We start from the raw sequence: 18,118 nt of genomic DNA, 5'->3' as shown, positions 1-18,118 counted from the left end.
TTTTTCTTTTTTTATCGCAGCCCGAGGATTAATTTGCCATTTCGGAGATGAACTTAATACGTACCAAACGTACTTCTTCTTCTGTAAAATCATCCCCCAGCTCATCCAAAGCATCATCGATATTATCCGTAGTAGATTCTTTGAAATAGTCGTATATATCCAACAGATGGTCTTCGTCCATAATATCTTCCAGGAAGTAGTCGATATTCAGTTTCGTACCGGAGTAGACAATAGCTTCTATCTCATCCAGCAACTCCTCAAACTCAATACCTTTTGACATGGCGATATCGTCCAAAGCCACCTTGCGATCAATAGCCTGAATGATAGCGACCTTCATCTTAGACTTGTTGGCCACGGTACGTACACGCAAATCTTCCGGACGTTCTATCTCGTTCTCCTCACAATGGCGTTTAATCAGCTTACAAAACTCTTCACCATAACGCTTCGCCTTGCCGGCTCCTACCCCCGGAATATTCTGCAACTCATCCAAAGTTATCGGATAAATAGTTGCCATTGCTTCCAAAGAAGGGTCCTGGAATATAACATAAGGCGGTACTTCCAACTTCTTGGAGAGCTTCTTACGCAAGTCTTTCAACATGGAATAGAGAGCCGGGTCTACCGCACAGGCGCCACCGCCGCGTGCCGGTGCTTCTTCCTCCACTTCCTCGAAATCATTATCTTCCGTAATCTTAAAGGATTTAGGATGCTTCAAGAATTTCTTACCTGCATCCGTTACTTTCAACAAGCCGTAGTTTTCGACTTCTTTGGTCAAATAACCGGCAATCAATGCCTGGCGGATAACAGCATTCCAAGTTTTGTCTTCTTCTCCCATACCGGAACCGAACACTTCCAAATCTTCATGCAGATGCGCCTGCACTTCCGAAGTTTCTTTTCCCTGTATAATATCTATAATATAGTCTGCTTTAAAATTTTCTTTTACCGCAAGAACAGTTTCTATTACGGTGCACAATAATTCCTGAGCTTCCACTTGTTTTTTCGGATTTAAACAGTTGTCACAATTTCCACAATTTTCTTCCGTATATTCCTCACCGAAATAGTGTAGCAACGTTTTTCGGCGGCAAACGGACGATTCGGCATACGCAGCGGTTTCCAGCAGAAGCTGCTTGCCTATTTCCTGCTCTGCAACAGGCTTGCCTTGCATAAACTTTTCCAGTTTCTGCAGGTCTTTATTGGTATAAAAAGTAATACACTGTCCTTCGCCTCCATCTCTTCCGGCACGTCCGGTTTCCTGATAATACCCCTCCAGGCTTTTCGGAATATCATAGTGAATCACATAACGCACATCCGGTTTGTCAATACCCATACCGAAAGCAATCGTGGCCACGATCACATCGATTTTTTCCATAAGGAAATCATCCTGATTCTGTGTTCGTGTGGCCGAATCCATTCCAGCATGATAGGCACGGGCATTAATCCCGTTTGCCTGAAGTATCTCGGCAAGTTCCTCTACTTTCTTCCGGCTCAGGCAATAGATGATACCCGACTTTTCCGGATTGTTCTTGATGAACTTGATAATATCCTTATCTACGTTTGCAGTCTTGGGACGTACCTCATAATAAAGGTTCGGACGATTGAAAGACGACTTGAACACCTGCGCTTCCACCATACCCAGATTCTTTTGGATATCGTGCTGCACCTTTGGTGTGGCGGTTGCAGTCAATGCAATGAGCGGAGCTTTCCCGATTTCATTGATAATAGGACGGATACGGCGATATTCCGGTCGGAAGTCATGTCCCCATTCAGAAATACAATGGGCCTCATCTACGGCATAGAAAGAAATCTTAACCGTTTTCAGGAACTCCACGTTCTCTTCTTTTGTCAAAGACTCCGGAGCTACATACAGCAGTTTCGTCCGCCCGGCAAGGATATCGGACTTCACCTGGTCTATCGCACTCTTGTTAAGGGAAGAATTGATGAAATGAGCTATTCCATCCTCCTCGCTGAAATTACGCATCGCATCGACCTGATTCTTCATCAGGGCAATCAGAGGAGAAATCACAATGGCCGTGCCGTCCATCAACAAAGAGGGTAACTGATAGCACAAAGACTTTCCACCGCCGGTGGGCATCAACACGAAAGTATCGTTACCCGCCAACAGATTCTGTATGATTGCTTCCTGATTTCCTTTAAAAGTGTCGAACCCGAAGTAGTTCTTCAGCTGGTCTGTCAAATTAATCTTCTTCCCTGCCATGATTCATTAGGTTGTTTATTGAGTTAAGCTATTAATAACGCCGCTACATGACGTTTCTTATTTTCAAGAACTCTAACAAAGTTATAAACAACTTCTTAAATTTCAAGCATAATCCGCCGAATATTTTTCAATAAAACACAAAAAAGTCTGCTTTATTTGTATTACCTTTTGATTTTAAGCATTTTGAAGTCTTGCCATATTCGCTTTTTCCAACTGGGCACGGGCATAGTCCAAAGTTACTGTAAAACCATCTTTGTGTTCGGAAGGGATTTCAAACATCGCATCCATCATAATGGTTTCTACGATGGAACGCAAACCGCGAGCTCCCAGCTTGTATTCAATAGCTTTGTCTACAATATACTCAAACACCGCATCTTCAAAAGTCAGCTTCACACCATCCATTTCAAACAACTTGACGTATTGCTTGATTATGGAATTTTTCGGTTCCGTCAGAATGGCACGCAATGCCGTACGGTCCAAAGGATTCAAATAGGTCAATACCGGCAGACGACCGATGATTTCGGGAATCAGGCCGAACGATTTCAAATCCTGCGGAGCAATGTACTGCATCATATTATTCTTGTCGATGGCCGCCGTATTGCGCACCGCCCCATAACCCACGACATTGGTATTGAGGCGTTGCGCTATTTTCTTCTCGATGCCGTCGAATGCACCGCCGCAAATAAACAATATATTCTTGGTGTTCACCGGAATCATCTTCTGGTCGGGATGCTTACGTCCTCCCTGAGGCGGAACATTCACGACCGAGCCTTCCAGCAGCTTCAGCAATCCCTGTTGTACGCCCTCGCCGCTTACATCACGGGTAATGGAAGGATTGTCGCTTTTACGGGCTATCTTGTCTATTTCATCTATAAACACAATGCCTTGCTCCGCTTGCGCTACGTTATAGTCCGCCACCTGCAACAGACGGGTAAGGATACTTTCGATATCCTCGCCTACGTAACCGGCTTCCGTCAGCACGGTTGCATCTACGATAGTAAAAGGTACATGCAACAATTTGGCAATGGTACGGGCAAGCAAAGTCTTACCGGTTCCGGTACTGCCCACCATGATGATATTGGACTTTTCAATCTCCACATCATCATCCCCCGCTTTCTGCAGCAGGCGCTTATAATGATTGTACACAGATACCGACAGGAAACGTTTCGCATCATCCTGCCCGATAACATACTGATCGAGAAAATTCTTAATCTCTACAGGTTTAGGAAGTTCTTTCAGATTCAGTTTCGTAGCGCCATCACCTTTTTTGGCATCCAAAGCCTCTTGAGTAATCTCATAGGCCTGGACAGCACAACTATCGCAGATGTAGCCGTTCATCCCCGTTATAAGGAAGCCGACCTCATCTTCCGAGCGTCCGCAGAAACTGCATCTGTTCTTGTTTCGTTTAGAGTCTGCCATATTTATTTCTTTGTATAGACTTGGTCTATCATACCATACTCTTTGGCTTCCTGCGCCGTCATCCAATAGTCGCGGTCGGAGTCGGCCCACACCTTATCAAAAGATGTATGCGAATGGTCGGCTATGATAGTATAAAGTTCTTTCTTCAATTTTTGGATTTCACGTGCCGTGATTTCAATGTCCGAGGCTTGTCCTTGTGCGCCGCCCATCGGCTGGTGAATCATTACGCGCGAGTGCGTCAGTGCAGAACGCTTGCCTTCTGCTCCGGCCACCAGCAACACTGCCGCCATACTGGCAGCCATACCGGTGCAGATGGTGGCTACATCGCTGCTAATGAACTGCATGGTGTCGTAAATGCCCAGTCCGGCATATACCGAACCACCCGGCGAGTTGATATAGATAGAGATGTCCTTGCCCGGGTCTACAGAATCCAGATACAGCAATTGAGCCTGCAGGGTATTGGCGGTATAGTCGTCTATCTGCGTACCGAGGAAAATGATGCGGTCCATCATCAGGCGGGAGAATACGTCCAATTGAGTTACATTCAACTGACGCTCTTCCAGGATATAGGGATTTAAATACCCGGCTTGTGATTTAATCACATCATCCAGCACCAAGCTGTTCATTCCCAAATGCTTGGTAGCGTATTTTCTAAAATCATCCATTGTCTTTCTCTTTTTAATTTTTTAATGTGAATGCAAAGAAACGAAAAAGAACACAGAGACACAAAAAAACACAGAGTTATAGTTTGTCAAACTCTGTGTTCTTTATAAAAATCAGCGGCTTCCCGCCAAAATCTTATTCAAACATCTTGTTGAAATCCGCAGCCGAGATGTTCTTGTTCTCCAACGTTACCTGCGTTTTCAAGGCTGAAGCCAGTTTCGTTTCAACAACACGGTTCACCAGACCTTCGATGCTTTCTTTCTTCTTCAGCATTTCTTTTGCATAGTTGTCGAGGATTTCTTCGGGCACGCTCAGCATACCATACTGTGCAAACTGTGCACGGGTAGTTTCCTTTGCCATATTAAGGATGTCATCCTGTTCAACTTTAATATCGTTGGCTTTCACCAGTTGCTCTTTAATCAGATGCCAAGTCAGTTCTTCGATACTCTTGTCGTAATTGTCTTCTACGAATTTTTCGTCCTTGTCCTGGTTGTTCAAACGCATGATACGCTTGAGCAACGCATCCGGGAATTCCAATTTACCGACTTTTTCCATCAGCATCTTACGAACATCCAACAGGAATTTATAATCGCTGTCAGCTACAAACTGGTTGGCGATAACCTCTTTCACTTTGGCACGGAATTCTTCTTCGGTCTTGACAACGCCTTCGCCAAATACCTGATCGAAAATCTCCTGGTTCAGCTCACCTGCCACGAAACGGGTAATTTCCTCTACCTGGAAGCTGAAGTTGGATTTCATTTCGGCAGCAGCTTCTTTGTCTACCTTCAGCAGCGAAGAGAGTTCGGCTGCATTGCCATCCCATGCTGTATAAGGATTGAATACGAGTACATCGTTTACCTTTGCATTGGCAAAGATGGCTTTCTGGTCGTCGTTCTTCATATATGCCGGCATCATAACGGCACCTTCCACCTGAACGCCACCTTCTTTGGTGTTGCCTTCTGCATCCAGTTCGGCGAGCAGACCCTTCAACATATCGTTGTCGGCATAGGCGTCTACCTTTTCGTACTTACCGTTACGCTGCGTATAAGCCTTCACCTGGTTGTCAACCATTTCTTCGGTTACATCGATCGTATAGTAATCTACTTTATCGTCTGCAGCAACCTCAGCTTTGAATTCCGGAGCCAAAGCAATGTCGAACAGGAATTCAAATTCTTCCATTGTATCGAAGTCGATAGCTTTCTGCTTGTCTTCATTAGGCAGAGGCTCGCCCAAAATATTCACCTTATTATCTTGGATATACTTATATACGGAATCAGAAAGAAGCTTATTAACCTCTTCAGCCAATACCGACTTACCATACATTTTCTTCACCAGGCTCATCGGAACCATGCCTTTACGGAAACCGGGGATTTGAGCTTTCTGACGGAAGTTCTTCAATGATTTGTCTACCTTTTCCTGATAGTCTGCTTTCTCAAGCTTTACAGTAAGCAGTGCGCTTACTTTGTCAATGTTTTGCAATGAAACGTTCATTCTGACAATTATTTATTTGATTTATACTTTATTTCATTCTCCAATTTGAGCGTGCAAAATTAACGTTAATCTTTTAATTATCAAAAAACACAAGCAATTATTTCCTTTGCCTCCCCTACCGCCAAAACTTTTCCATCCCGTTTCTTTAATGCAGTACCTCCGGGCAATCTTCCCAATACCACCGCTTGATAGCAGGAATACCACACTGTGGTAGCTGTCGTACCAAAGGGTGGTAGCCGTCGTACCAAAGAGTGGTAGCCGCCGTACCTTAGTAAGGTACAACGTGTACCAAAGGAAGAAATTATTTGGTACACATGTCATAAATCAGCGAACACCCCTGAACAAGGGAATAAGCCCGTATCAGGAAAACATATTGCCGGCAGGCAAATACAACAAATCCATTAAAATCAAAGAAATATATAGATGAGCGGGGCATTCTTTCCGCCTTATGGCAAGAGAAATAAAAATAATTGAGAAAAAGTATTGTATATCCGAAATTAATGTGTTCCTTTGTCGCAGAATGATGGCATATTAGTTTCTCGATTTCCATTACATGGTTTTTACTTCCGTTGAAAAAACGTTTTTGTAAACTCTCTGTCGTTGCAATCCTTTTATTATTCGGCTGTCTTTCTAAGAGAGTTTTATTCATTTTTATATTATTTACATTTTTCGTTATGAACATTTATGTTGGAAACCTTAACTACCGAGTTAAGGAAGATGACCTGCAAAAGGTTATGGAGGACTACGGCACAGTATCTTCTGTTAAATTTATCATGGACCGCGCAACCGGACGTTTCAGAGGCATTGCATTCGTAGAAATGGAAGACAGCGCAGCTGCCGCCAAAGCTATCTCCGAACTGGACGGCGCCGAATTCTTCGGTCGTCAGATGGTGGTAAAAGAAGCAAGACCTCCGAAATACTAATCATATAGATTAAAGGAGAAAATAAGAAAGACCGTCTTGGACGGTCTTTTTTATTGTTATAGGCTTATTGTTATATGCTGCTGCAAAAACCGGCTCTACACCATAAAGTCCTTGCGACGAAGCACAAAACTGTTACTCAAATACTTTTCGCGTACAATCTTATTCTCGGCAAGCTCTTCGGGCGTACCTTGAAACAGGATTTTTCCTTCAAACAGCAGATAAGCACGGTCGGTGATGCTCAAGGTTTCCTGCACATTGTGGTCGGTTATCAGAATACCGATATTCCGGTCTTTCAACTTCCAGACAATCTGCTGAATATCTTCCACCGCAATAGGGTCTACTCCGGCAAACGGCTCGTCCAGCATAATGAACTTCGGGTCGATGGCCAAGCAACGGGCAATCTCCGTACGACGGCGCTCGCCACCGGACAACTGGTTGCCTTTATTCTTACGGACCTTTTGCAAACGGAACTCTGCAATCAGACTTTCCAGCTTATCTTTCTGATAGTCCAAAGGCTTGTCCGTCATTTCCAACACAGCCGCAATATTATCTTCCACACTCATCTGGCGAAACACCGATGCTTCCTGCGCCAAATAACCGATACCAGTCTGCGCCCGTTTGTATACAGGGTATTTTGTTATATCCAAATCATCCAAAAAGATGCGTCCTTCATTGGGAGTTATCAATCCTACGGTCATATAGAACGAAGTAGTCTTACCGGCACCGTTCGGTCCCAGCAATCCCACAATTTCTCCCTGCTTTACGTTGATAGAGACATGGCTGACTACCGTACGCTTTCCGTACTTCTTCACCAAATCCTCTGTCCGGAGCACCATTTTGCTTTCTTCTTCCATAACGCTATGTCACCACAATTATATATACAGATTACTATCAGTCCTCAATACTGCCGTTTCTTCCCCAGATTACAATCGTCTTCATCCTGGTTTCAGCAAAAATACTGTGCCATTCGGCGTAATCTGTGGTGAAACTGGCGCAAATGTAGCAAAAATAAGCTGAAATAGTGTACATTTGCAGACAAATACTTACGAGTCATGATTAAAGCACTTAGAACAGTAGGAAGATACATCATATTAATGGGTCGTGTTTTTGCCCGTCCGGAACGCATGCGTATGTTCTTCCGCCAATACATCAATGAGATAGAACAACTGGGCGTAAACTCCATCGGCATCGTATTGCTAATATCATTTTTTATCGGAGCCGTTATTACCATACAAATCAAGCTGAACATAGAAAGCCCTTTCATGCCACGCTGGACGGTGGGATATGTCACCCGCGAAATTATGTTGCTGGAGTTCTCGTCCTCCATCATGTGTCTGATATTGGCAGGCAAAGTAGGCTCGAACATCGCTTCCGAACTTGGAACGATGCGGGTTACCCAGCAAATAGACGCTCTTGAGATTATGGGTGTCAATTCTGCCAATTACCTGATATTACCTAAGATAGCGGCAATGGTGTCAACTATTCCTCTTATGGTAACGTTCAGTATATTCGCCGGCATCATCGGTGCTTTTTGTACATGCTGGTTCGGCGGTATCATGTCGGCCGTAGATTTGGAATACGGTCTGCAATACATGTTTGTAGAATGGTTTATCTGGTGCGGCATCATCAAGTCTCTGTTTTTTGCCTTTATCATTGCCAGCGTATCGGCATTCTTCGGTTATTCGGTCGAAGGAGGGTCTATCGAAGTAGGTAAAGCATCTACGGATTCAGTGGTATGCAGCAGTGTACTGATTCTGTTTGCCGATCTCATACTGACCCAGTTGCTAATGGGCTGACAAGTTGATTCTAAATTCAAAACTAAGTAGGAATGATTGAACTGAAAGGACTTTGCAAGTCATTTGAAGAGAAAGAGGTACTGACGGATATCAATGCCACATTCGAAAACGGAAAGACCAATCTTATTATTGGCCAGAGCGGTTCCGGAAAAACCGTACTGATGAAATGTATCGTAGGCCTGCTGACACCCGAAAAAGGTGAATTATTATACGACCACCGCAATTTCCTTACCATGGGAAAGAAAGAGAAGAAAGCCCTGCGCCGCGAAATGGGGATGATATTCCAAAGCGCCGCCCTGTTCGACTCGATGACGGTACTGGACAACGTTATGTTCCCCCTCAACATGTTCAGCTCGGATACCTTGCGCGACCGCACGCGCCGTGCCATGTTTTGCCTGGAGCGCGTAAACCTTATTGAAGCGAAAGATAAATTCCCCGGTGAAATCAGTGGCGGTATGCAAAAACGCGTTGCCATCGCACGCGCCATTGCCTTGAACCCTCAATATCTGTTCTGCGATGAACCCAATTCCGGCTTGGACCCCAAGACGTCGCTCGTCATTGATGAACTGATACAGGACATTACCCGTGAGTACAATATGACCACCCTTATCAATACCCATGACATGAACTCTGTAATGGGTATCGGAGAAAAAATTATCTACATTTATGAAGGGCACAAAGAATGGGAAGGCAGCAAAAACGATATTTTTACATCTACCAATGAGCGTTTGAATAATTTTATTTTTGCTTCCGATCTCTTCCGTAAAGTGAAAGAGGTTGAAATACAAAACATAGAAGGCTAAGGCTGTAAGAACAACTGTATTCCTAAAAAAAGTGTCCGGGACCACCGCCCCGGACACCTATCCTCATAAAACCAGTTAATAGAATTGATGTATATCATCACGATATATTTTTATTGCAGCAACCAAAGGTAGCAGCAATCTCAATTACAGCTACAAAATTAGGTAAAACAATCTAATAAAAAAGCAAAAAAAAGACTGAGTCAATATGAACCAGTCTTTTAACTTTTTTATCCAATATATACAGGCTTGTTTTTACTTCTGCCGTATATATACATTTATCGGTGTCCCCGTCAGATTCCATTTCTCACGCATTTTATTTTCAAGGAAACGTCTATATGGTTCCTTTACATATTGCGGCAAATTGGCAAAATAAACGAAAGAAGGAATTTGCGTATTCGGCAATTGCGTAATGTATTTTATTTTGATATACTTACCTTTGATGGCAGGGGGCGGATAAGCCTCGATAAGCGGCAACATCTCTTCATTCAAGCGGGCAGTCGGTATGCGTATCATACGGTTCTCATATACAGTACGGGCTTCTTCCAATACTTTCAGGATACGCTGTTTAGTCAATGCCGAAGCAAAAATTATCGGAAAATCGACAAAAGGAGCAAAACGGTTGCGGATTGCATTCTCAAAAGTTTTCATTACTTTCACCGTTTTATCTTCCACCAAATCCCACTTGTTCACAACTACCACCAGCCCTTTAGAGTTTTTCTGGATAAGTGAGAAGATATTCAAATCCTGACTCTCGATACCGCGTGTAGCATCCAGCATCAAAATGCAGACATCCGAATTTTCGATAGAACGGATAGAGCGGATAACCGAATAATATTCCAAATCTTCGTTCACCTTGTTCTTCTTGCGAATACCTGCCGTATCTACCAAATAGAAATCAAAACCAAACTTATTGTAACGGGTATAGATTGAGTCACGGGTCGTTCCCGCTATTTCCGTCACGATATTGCGGTCCTCACCGATGAAAGCATTAACGATGGATGACTTTCCGGCATTCGGACGTCCCACTACCGCAAAACGGGGAATATCCTCATCCAGAATTTCATCAGACTCTTTCTTGAAATTCTCAACGATAAGGTCCATCAAATCGCCCGTACCGCTACCGGTCACTGCCGAAATACAGTATGGATCACCCAAACCCAGACTATAAAATTCGGGAGCATTATATTGCAACTCATTATTATCGGTCTTGTTCGCAACCAATAAAACCGGCTTTTTGGTACGGCGCAAAATGGAAGCTACCTGCAAATCCAAATCCGTCACTCCGTTCATCACATCCACTACGAACAGAATAACATCCGCTTCGTCCACAGCCATTAACACCTGCTTGCGTATTTCCTCTTCAAAAATATCATCTGAGTTCACAACCCAGCCACCGGTATCTACAACCGAAAATTCGCGCCCCAGCCATTCGGACTTTCCATATTGGCGGTCACGTGTTGTTCCTGCCTCTTCGTTAACAATAGCCTGTCTTGTTTTGGTCAGGCGATTAAATAATGTAGACTTTCCCACATTGGGACGTCCTACGATTGCAACTAAATTTCCCATAGGTTACACTCTTTGTTTTTTGCGACTGTCACAGTCGTATGAATATTAGTCCAGCTGATAACCGAAGTTACGCAGTTCCTTGTCCGAACTGCGCCAATCCTTGTCAACCTTCACAAATGTCTCCAGGAATATTGTTTTCCCGAAGAATCTCTCCAAATCACGGCGAGCCTCGGTGGCCACTTTTTTCAGGGCCTTCCCCTGCTTACCGATGATAATACCTTTCTGCGAATCACGTTCAACGTATATCACAGCATTGATATGTATCTTCTTTTCTTCTTCCTTGAATTGCTCTACAACAACCTCTACCGAATAGGGTATCTCCTTGTCATAATATAACAGTATCTTTTCGCGGATAATCTCGTTTACAAAAAAACGGGCCGGTTTGTCCGTCCACTGATCCTTATCGAAATAAGGGGGAGAATCCGGCAACAGCTCCTTTATCCGCTTCATCACGTAATCCACATTGAACTTGGTGGCAGCCGAAATAGGAATAATCTCTGCGTTCGGCAACAATTCTTTCCATGCCTCCACCAGTTCCACCAGCTTTTCCTGATTGCTCAAATCAATTTTATTGACGAGCAACAATACAGGTACTTCCATGCGGCTTACTTTCTCCACAAAATCATTATGCTTGTCAGGTGTCTCGACCACATCCGTCACATACAGCAACACATCTGCATCTGTCAATGCCGAAGAGGAGAAGTTCAGCATAGACTCTTGCAATTTATAAGTAGGTTTCAGTACGCCCGGCGTATCCGAAAATACAATCTGCATATCATCCGTATTATATATACCCATAATCCGATGACGGGTGGTCTGCGCTTTGAAAGTGGCGATTGAAATACGCTCACCTACCAGTGCATTCATCAATGTAGACTTACCTACATTGGGATTTCCCACAATATTGACAAAACCTGCTTTATGCATAATCCTCACGTATTTGAATTGAGACAAAAAAACGCATCGAATCGAAATAGGATGCGTCTTTTTATCATATTTTGTTTGTAACGGTTACATTACTGTTTCTTACCGTCATAACCCCATTTCACGTAAACAGCTCCCCAGGTAAATCCTGCTCCGAATGCCGTAAAGATAAGGTTATCTCCTTTCTTCAGTTTCTCTTCAAAGTCCCATATACAAAGCGGAAGCGTACCTGCGCTCGTATTACCGTAGCGGTCGATATTTATCAGCACTTTCTCATGAGGAACTTCCAAGCGGTGCGCCACAGCATCGATAATGCGCAGATTGGCCTGATGGGGAACCACCCAGTCAATCGTATCTTTTGTCAGATTATTCTTTTCTGCAATCGCAGCGCTTATATCCGACATGTTGGATACTGCATACTTAAATACCGTGCGACCCTCCTGATAAAGGTAATGCATGTGATTGTCTATCGTGAAATAAGAAGGAGGACAAACAGAACCGCCGGCTTTCAGATGCAGGAAAGGCAATCCCTTTCCGTCTGTTCTAAGCATAGCATCCATAACGCCCAGTTCTTCTGTTGTCGGTTCCATCATAAAGGCAGCCGCACCGTCACCGAAAATCGGACAGGTAGCACGGTCTGTATAGTTCACGATTGACGACATCTTGTCTGCACCTACAATAATAACTTTCTTGTATCTACCCGAACGGATAAAGTTCGCAGCCGTCTCCATCATATAAAGGAAACCGCAACAAGCGGCAGACATATCAAATGCAAAGGCATTTTTCAATCCAAGCTTGTCGCACAAGATAGATGCAATAGAGGGGAATTGATAGTCCGGAGTGGAAGTAGCGACAATCACCAGGTCGATGTCATCCGGATTGGAACCGGTACGCTGCATTAATTGCTTTGCAGCCTTGCGTGCCATGTATGATGTGCCCAAACCCTCTTCATTCAGGATGTGTCTTTCCTTAACTCCGATACGGGTCATAATCCATTCATCATTGGTATCTACCATTTTGGATATCTCGTCATTTGTCAAGATATAATCAGGCACATAACCGCCGACTCCTGTAATTACTGCATTTATTTTTTCCATTAATCTTGTTTACTTATAAAGATACTTAAACAACGGCAGTCTAAAAAGGTTTGTTCATTGAATGCTACAAATCTTTTCAGACGCCCGATATTCAAGTATAAGTTTAGTCAAACTGCCCAATTAAACAGCAGCTTCTTTCTCTACTGCCAGCTTACCACGATAGTAGCCACATGCACCACATACAGTGTGATATACATGCCATTCACCGCAATTCGGACAAATAGCCAGTGTAGGAGCTACTGCTTTATCATGAGTTCTTCTCTTTGCAGTTCTTGTTTTTGACTGTCTTCTCTTAGGATGTGCCATTTTCTTTAATCTTTAATTGTTATCTAATATTTTTTTTAATTCGTCCCAACGCGGGTCTACCGCTGTTTCCGTATCATCATTTGCAAGTTCATCGCTGTCCTCCGAAACAAAAGAATCTTCATCCATCTCATCATCCGGGGTAGTACGCAAATGCTTGCTCAATTTACTACTCATAGCCTTGTTGCATTTGCCCGGAGCGTGTACATGCTTCATCGGGATTGCCAAGGCTATAAACTCATACATGAACCACGCCACATTGATTTCTCCTTCTTCTTCAGGAATGACAATCAGATTATCACCCTCTTCGGCATATTCATGTCCAAACTTCACCAGCAACTTATCTGTAGAACTTACCAGCTGTTCCATGTCATCCAAACAGCGATCGCATGGAACCCACACCATTCCGTCTGTCTGAAAATTCAATTCGAAAGCACGAGATGTTTTCTTTACAACCAAAACAACATTGACTTTGCCCTTCTGCACTTCCGGACCGTCAATATTAGCGAAGAAAAGGTTATCCAATACAAATTCATATTTGCATGAATCTGCCTGCATACCTTTCAAATCGATTTTGTATTTATCAAACTTTCCCAAAGCTTCTTTTATTTATTCGGGCGACAAAGATACAAATAATTATCCTCATTATGTAGTAATTAGAACAAAATATTCACTTTTTATATTCATTTCACCCTGTTTCGGTCACCGATAAGACTGATTTATATGGTATAAAAGGAAGCGTAACAGTACACAGAGAGTGAAATATTACTTTTCACAACAGAGAATACAAAGGATTCTTTCAGGCATAAAAACGGAAAGACATGAAAACATGCTTATCAAAAAGGCGATAGGATACAGTTGGAATATAATGCGAAACCGGTAATTTCAGGCAAAAGAGCATAAATCCCCTAAAAGCAGGGACACAGCTTAGCCTGCTCTTACGCCTGTATAGCAAATCTTCTTTATTAAAGGGATAGAGTGAAGTAAAGGATTAGCTCAGTGCCCGAAATACGCTGTGATACGGATATGATAAGATATAAGTTCCGGCATTCCTATGGGATACTCATTCGGTACGGGAAAGGAAAGGGAAATTTCAAAACCTGTTTAAAGAGATATAAATAAAACTTCTCCTCACATAAGAGACAGAGCATTTTTTCAGAGATAAGAACAGAAAGACATAAGAGGAAATGCTTGCCAGATATATGATGTGATACGGGTATGATACGATATAGTATCCTAAAAGCAAAGAAAGAAAAAACACTTCACAAGTATAAAAATAATCCCCACTAAAAATCTGCTGACCCCAAGAAAGCAAGCAAAACAAAGAAAAGAAAAGAAAAGCAAAGCAAGCAAAACAAGGCAAGTATAAGGCAAGGCAGACAAAATAACCCGAAAACAAGAAAGCCCCTGCATCTTCCGATACAGGGGCTTCTCTCTAAAAACGGCGACTACCTACTCTCCCACTGTTACGCAGTACCATCGGCGTGACTGAGCTTAACTTCTCTGTTCGGAATGGGGAAGAGGTGGAACCTCAGTGCTATAGTCACCTGAATAAGGCAGACATGATGTAAAAAGTAAAGACTAACCGGTAATGAAACCGGTAAACTGAACGTATATACCACCCATACACGGCAAAACTAAAAGTGAACGGGCAATTAGTAATGCTCGGCTATGACATCGCTGCCTGTACACCTGCATCCTATCAACGTCATCGTCTATGACGACCCTAAGAAATCTAATCTTGTGGCTGGCTTCGTACTTAGATGCTTTCAGCACTTATCCAATCCCGACTTAGATACCCGGCAATGCACCTGGCGGCACAACCGGTAAACCAGAGGTCAGTCCAACACGGTCCTCTCGTACTAGTGTCAGAGCCACGCAAATTTCATACGCCCACGATAGATAGAGACCGAACTGTCTCACGACGTTCTGAACCCAGCTCGCGTGCCACTTTAATGGGCGAACAGCCCAACCCTTGGGACCTTCTCCAGCCCCAGGATGTGACGAGCCGACATCGAGGTGCCAAACCCCTCCGTCGATATGAGCTCTTGGGAGGGATCAGCCTGTTATCCCCGGAGTACCTTTTATCCTTTGAGCGATGTCCTTTCCATACAGAAACACCGGATCACTATGCTCTAGTTTCCTACCTGATCGACTTGTTAGTCTCCCAGTCAAGCGCCCTTATGCCATTACACTCTGCCGACGGTTACCAATCGTCGTGAGGGCACCTTTAGAAGCCTCCGTTACGCTTTTGGAGGCGACCACCCCAGTCAAACTACCCACCAAACAGTGTCCCCGCAACCGCGGGTTAGAACTCAAATAATCAAAGGGCCGTATTTCAACAGCGGCTCCACAAATACTGGCGTACCTGCTTCGAAGCCTCCGGCCTATCCTACACATCAATTACCCAAATTCAATGTTAAGCTATAGTAAAGGTTCACGGGGTCTTTTCGTCCCATCGCGGGTAATCGGCATCTTCACCGATACTACAATTTCACTGAGCTCACGGTTGAGACAGCGTCCAGATCATTACACCATTCGTGCAGGTCGGAACTTACCCGACAAGGAATTTCGCTACCTTAGGACCGTTATAGTTACGGCCGCCGTTTACTGGGGCTTCAATTCAATGCTTCTCTTGCGATGACATCTCCTCTTAACCTTCCAGCACCGGGCAGGTGTCAGGCTGTATACTTCATATTTCTATTTTGCACAGCCCTGTGTTTTTGTTAAACAGTTGCCTGGACCGATTCTCTGCGCCTCAAGTCACCCTGAGGACCCTTTATCCCGAAGTTACAGGGTCAGTTTGCCTAGTTCCTTAACCGTGAATCACTCAAGCGCCTTAGTATATTCAACCCGACTACGTGTGTCCGTTTGCGGTACGGGTACCACAAGGATTAAGTTTAGCGGATTTTCTCGGGAGTATGCTTACATGCACTATTGGATTGTCCCGAAGGACGCTCCATACTATCAGGTTCGACTCTTCCTGCGGATTTGCCTGCAGGAATCAACATCTACACCCTTTAACGGACTATTCCGTCAGTCCGCGGCACTGTCACTGCTCCGTCTCCACGTCACTCCTTGAGGTAGTACCGGAATATTAACCGGTTCTGCCATCGGCCTCGCCGTTCGGCTGAGCCTTAGGACCCGACTAACCCTGATCCGATTAGCGTTGATCAGGAAACCTTAGTCTTTCGGCGAGGGGGTTTCTCACCCCCTTTATCGTTACTTATACCTACATTTGCTTTTCCACACGCTCCAGAAAGGCTCACGCCTCGCCTTCAACGCTGAGTGGAATGCTCCCCTACCGATGTTTACACATCCCAAAGCTTCGGTAGAATACTTAATGCCCGATTATTATCCACGCCAAACTCCTCGACTAGTGAGCTGTTACGCACTCTTTAAATGAATGGCTGCTTCCAAGCCAACATCCTAGCTGTCTTAGCAATCTGACTTCGTTAGTTCAACTTAGTATTCATTTAGGGACCTTAGCTGTTGGTCCGGATTGTTCTCCTTTAGGACATGGACCTTAGCACCCATGCCCTCACTCCTGACATAGAACTGACACGCATTCGGAGTTTGTCAAGACTTGATAGGCGGTGAAGCCCTCGCATCTTATCAGTCGCTCTACCTCATGCCAGTATAAGTCAAGGCTGCACCTAAATGCATTTCGGGGAGTACGAGCTATCTCCAAGTTTGATTAGCCTTTCACCCCCACCCTCAGGTCATCCAGAAGCTTTTCAACGCTTATTGGTTCGGTCCTCCAGATGGTGTTACCCATCCTTCAACCTGCCCAAGGGTAGATCACTTGGTTTCGCGTCTACTCCTTCCGACTGAACGCCCTGTTAAGACTCGCTTTCGCTTCGGCTGCAGGTCTCAAGACCCTTAACCTTGCCGGAAAAAGTAACTCGTAGGTTCATTATGCAAAAGGCACGCCGTCACTCGTAAGAGCTCCGACCGCTTGTAGGCGCATGGTTTCAGGAACTATTTCACTCTTCTGTTCGAAGTGCTTTTCACCTTTCCTTCACAGTACTGGTTCACTATCGGTCTCTCGGGAGTATTTAGCCTTACCGGATGGTCCCGGCTGATTCACGCAGAATTCCTCGTGCTCCGCGCTACTCAGGATACCACTAGGCTTCGACTGGCTTCGTATACGCAACTATCATGCTCTATGGTTGAACTTTCCAGAACATTCTACTCACCAGTTTTCTTGCCACAACGTGGTCCTACAACCCCACATATGCCGTAACATAGGTGGTTTGGGCTGGTCCCCGTTCGCTCGCCACTACTAGGGGAATCATTATTTATTTTCTTTTCCTGCAGGTACTAAGATGTTTCAGTTCCCTGCGTTAGCCTCCAACTTGGTTGGATGATTGGTCTTCAACCAATCGGGTTGTCCCATTCGGAAATCTCCGGATCAAAGGTTATTTGCACCTACCCGAAGCTTATCGCAGCTTATCACGTCCTTCATCGCCTCCGAGAGCCAAGGCATCCGCCATGCGCCCTTGCTTACTTTTAGTCTTACCGACAACGTATGGTCGATATATACTTTCAGCTTTAACTTTACTTTTTTCTGTTACATCATGTCAAAGATCGTTTGAGAATATTCCGATTTAACGGAATCTCAAGAGTGGAGAATAACGGATTCGAACCGTTGACCCCCTGCGTGCAAAGCAGGTGCTCTAGCCAGCTGAGCTAATCCCCCGAGATAGTGGTTAGTAATAGACGGTCAGTGATTGGTAATTAGTAATTAGAATTAGTAATTAAGAATCGTCTGTGTCTCTCACCAAGACTATGTCGTAGTCCCAGGCAGAGTTGAACTGCCGACCTCTACATTATCAGTGTAGCGCTCTAACCAACTGAGCTATAGGACTGTCAGTCAAACCCTAGCCCGAAGGCTCGGCTTCTACTTTCTCTTTATATT

General features: G+C 44.2%; 13 protein-coding genes, 2 tRNA genes and 2 rRNA genes. 3 read left to right on the top strand and 14 right to left on the bottom strand.

What is annotated here, in order from left to right; translation table 11 throughout:
- Positions 1-28: 28 nt before the first annotated feature.
- The 4 genes from recQ to tig all read right to left on the bottom strand — a co-directional run bounded on the left by recQ (position 29) and on the right by tig (position 5,785).
- Positions 29-2,212 carry a DNA helicase RecQ gene (gene recQ / locus NQ565_RS05565; RefSeq protein ID WP_005658374.1) on the bottom strand — a complete coding sequence of 728 codons (2,184 nt, stop codon included), beginning with the start codon at positions 2,210-2,212 and terminating at the stop codon, positions 29-31.
- 174 nt (positions 2,213-2,386) lie between these two features.
- Complete coding sequence (clpX, locus tag NQ565_RS05560; RefSeq protein ID WP_005658375.1) at positions 2,387-3,631, bottom strand: ATP-dependent Clp protease ATP-binding subunit ClpX; 1,245 nt, start codon at positions 3,629-3,631, stop codon at positions 2,387-2,389.
- A gap of 2 nt (positions 3,632-3,633) precedes the next feature.
- Complete coding sequence (gene clpP / locus NQ565_RS05555) at positions 3,634-4,296, bottom strand: ATP-dependent Clp endopeptidase proteolytic subunit ClpP (RefSeq protein WP_005658378.1); 663 nt, start codon at positions 4,294-4,296, stop codon at positions 3,634-3,636.
- 133 nt (positions 4,297-4,429) lie between these two features.
- A complete protein-coding gene (gene tig / locus NQ565_RS05550; RefSeq protein WP_005658380.1) occupies positions 4,430-5,785 on the bottom strand; it encodes a trigger factor in 1,356 nt (451 codons plus the stop codon).
- A gap of 674 nt (positions 5,786-6,459) precedes the next feature.
- On the opposite strand from tig, the gene NQ565_RS05545 reads away from it, so the two are divergent.
- Positions 6,460-6,708: an RNA recognition motif domain-containing protein gene (locus NQ565_RS05545; RefSeq protein ID WP_004288279.1), complete on the top strand. Its 249-nt coding sequence runs from the start codon at positions 6,460-6,462 to the stop codon at positions 6,706-6,708.
- A gap of 95 nt (positions 6,709-6,803) precedes the next feature.
- Here the strand turns inward: NQ565_RS05545 and lptB are convergent, their stop codons facing one another.
- The gene (gene lptB / locus NQ565_RS05540) at positions 6,804-7,562 is read right to left on the bottom strand and encodes an LPS export ABC transporter ATP-binding protein (protein ID WP_004288278.1); all 759 of its coding nucleotides are present in this window, start codon (positions 7,560-7,562) and stop codon (positions 6,804-6,806) included.
- 198 nt (positions 7,563-7,760) lie between these two features.
- Here lptB and NQ565_RS05535 point away from each other — a divergent pair, with 198 nt between their 5' ends.
- Positions 7,761-8,504: an MlaE family ABC transporter permease gene (locus tag NQ565_RS05535; RefSeq protein WP_005658388.1), complete on the top strand. Its 744-nt coding sequence runs from the start codon at positions 7,761-7,763 to the stop codon at positions 8,502-8,504.
- Positions 8,505-8,536: 32 nt separating this feature from the next.
- Positions 8,537-9,307 (top strand): ABC transporter ATP-binding protein, encoded by a 771-nt coding sequence (locus tag NQ565_RS05530; RefSeq protein WP_005658390.1) that lies wholly within the window; start codon positions 8,537-8,539, stop codon positions 9,305-9,307.
- Positions 9,308-9,559: 252 nt separating this feature from the next.
- On the opposite strand, the gene der is transcribed toward NQ565_RS05530, so the two are convergent.
- The 9 genes from der to NQ565_RS05485 all read right to left on the bottom strand — a co-directional run bounded on the left by der (position 9,560) and on the right by NQ565_RS05485 (position 18,068).
- Positions 9,560-10,873 carry a ribosome biogenesis GTPase Der gene (gene der / locus NQ565_RS05525; RefSeq protein WP_005658392.1) on the bottom strand — a complete coding sequence of 438 codons (1,314 nt, stop codon included), beginning with the start codon at positions 10,871-10,873 and terminating at the stop codon, positions 9,560-9,562.
- 45 nt (positions 10,874-10,918) lie between these two features.
- Complete coding sequence (era, locus tag NQ565_RS05520; protein ID WP_005658395.1) at positions 10,919-11,800, bottom strand: GTPase Era; 882 nt, start codon at positions 11,798-11,800, stop codon at positions 10,919-10,921.
- An 89-nt stretch (positions 11,801-11,889) separates the two neighbouring features.
- Positions 11,890-12,894 (bottom strand): beta-ketoacyl-ACP synthase III, encoded by a 1,005-nt coding sequence (locus tag NQ565_RS05515; RefSeq protein ID WP_005658397.1) that lies wholly within the window; start codon positions 12,892-12,894, stop codon positions 11,890-11,892.
- Between the two features lie 120 nt (positions 12,895-13,014).
- Positions 13,015-13,200, bottom strand: coding sequence for a 50S ribosomal protein L32 (rpmF, locus tag NQ565_RS05510; protein WP_004288267.1), 186 nt, complete (start codon positions 13,198-13,200; stop codon positions 13,015-13,017).
- Positions 13,201-13,212: 12 nt separating this feature from the next.
- Positions 13,213-13,794 (bottom strand): DUF177 domain-containing protein, encoded by a 582-nt coding sequence (locus NQ565_RS05505; RefSeq protein ID WP_005658400.1) that lies wholly within the window; start codon positions 13,792-13,794, stop codon positions 13,213-13,215.
- Between the two features lie 842 nt (positions 13,795-14,636).
- Positions 14,637-14,748 (bottom strand): 5S ribosomal RNA (gene rrf / locus NQ565_RS05500).
- 84 nt (positions 14,749-14,832) lie between these two features.
- Positions 14,833-17,713 (bottom strand): 23S ribosomal RNA (locus tag NQ565_RS05495).
- A 112-nt stretch (positions 17,714-17,825) separates the two neighbouring features.
- A tRNA-Ala gene (locus tag NQ565_RS05490) sits at positions 17,826-17,899 on the bottom strand.
- 95 nt (positions 17,900-17,994) lie between these two features.
- Positions 17,995-18,068, bottom strand: a tRNA-Ile gene (locus NQ565_RS05485).
- Positions 18,069-18,118 lie beyond the last annotated feature (50 nt).

The sequence above is a fragment of the Bacteroides stercoris ATCC 43183 genome (genome assembly GCF_025147325.1).
GTDB lineage: Bacteria > Bacteroidota > Bacteroidia > Bacteroidales > Bacteroidaceae > Bacteroides > Bacteroides stercoris.
The sequence above is the reverse complement of the archived record's forward strand: the minus strand, read 5'-3'. Positions and strand labels throughout refer to the sequence as shown.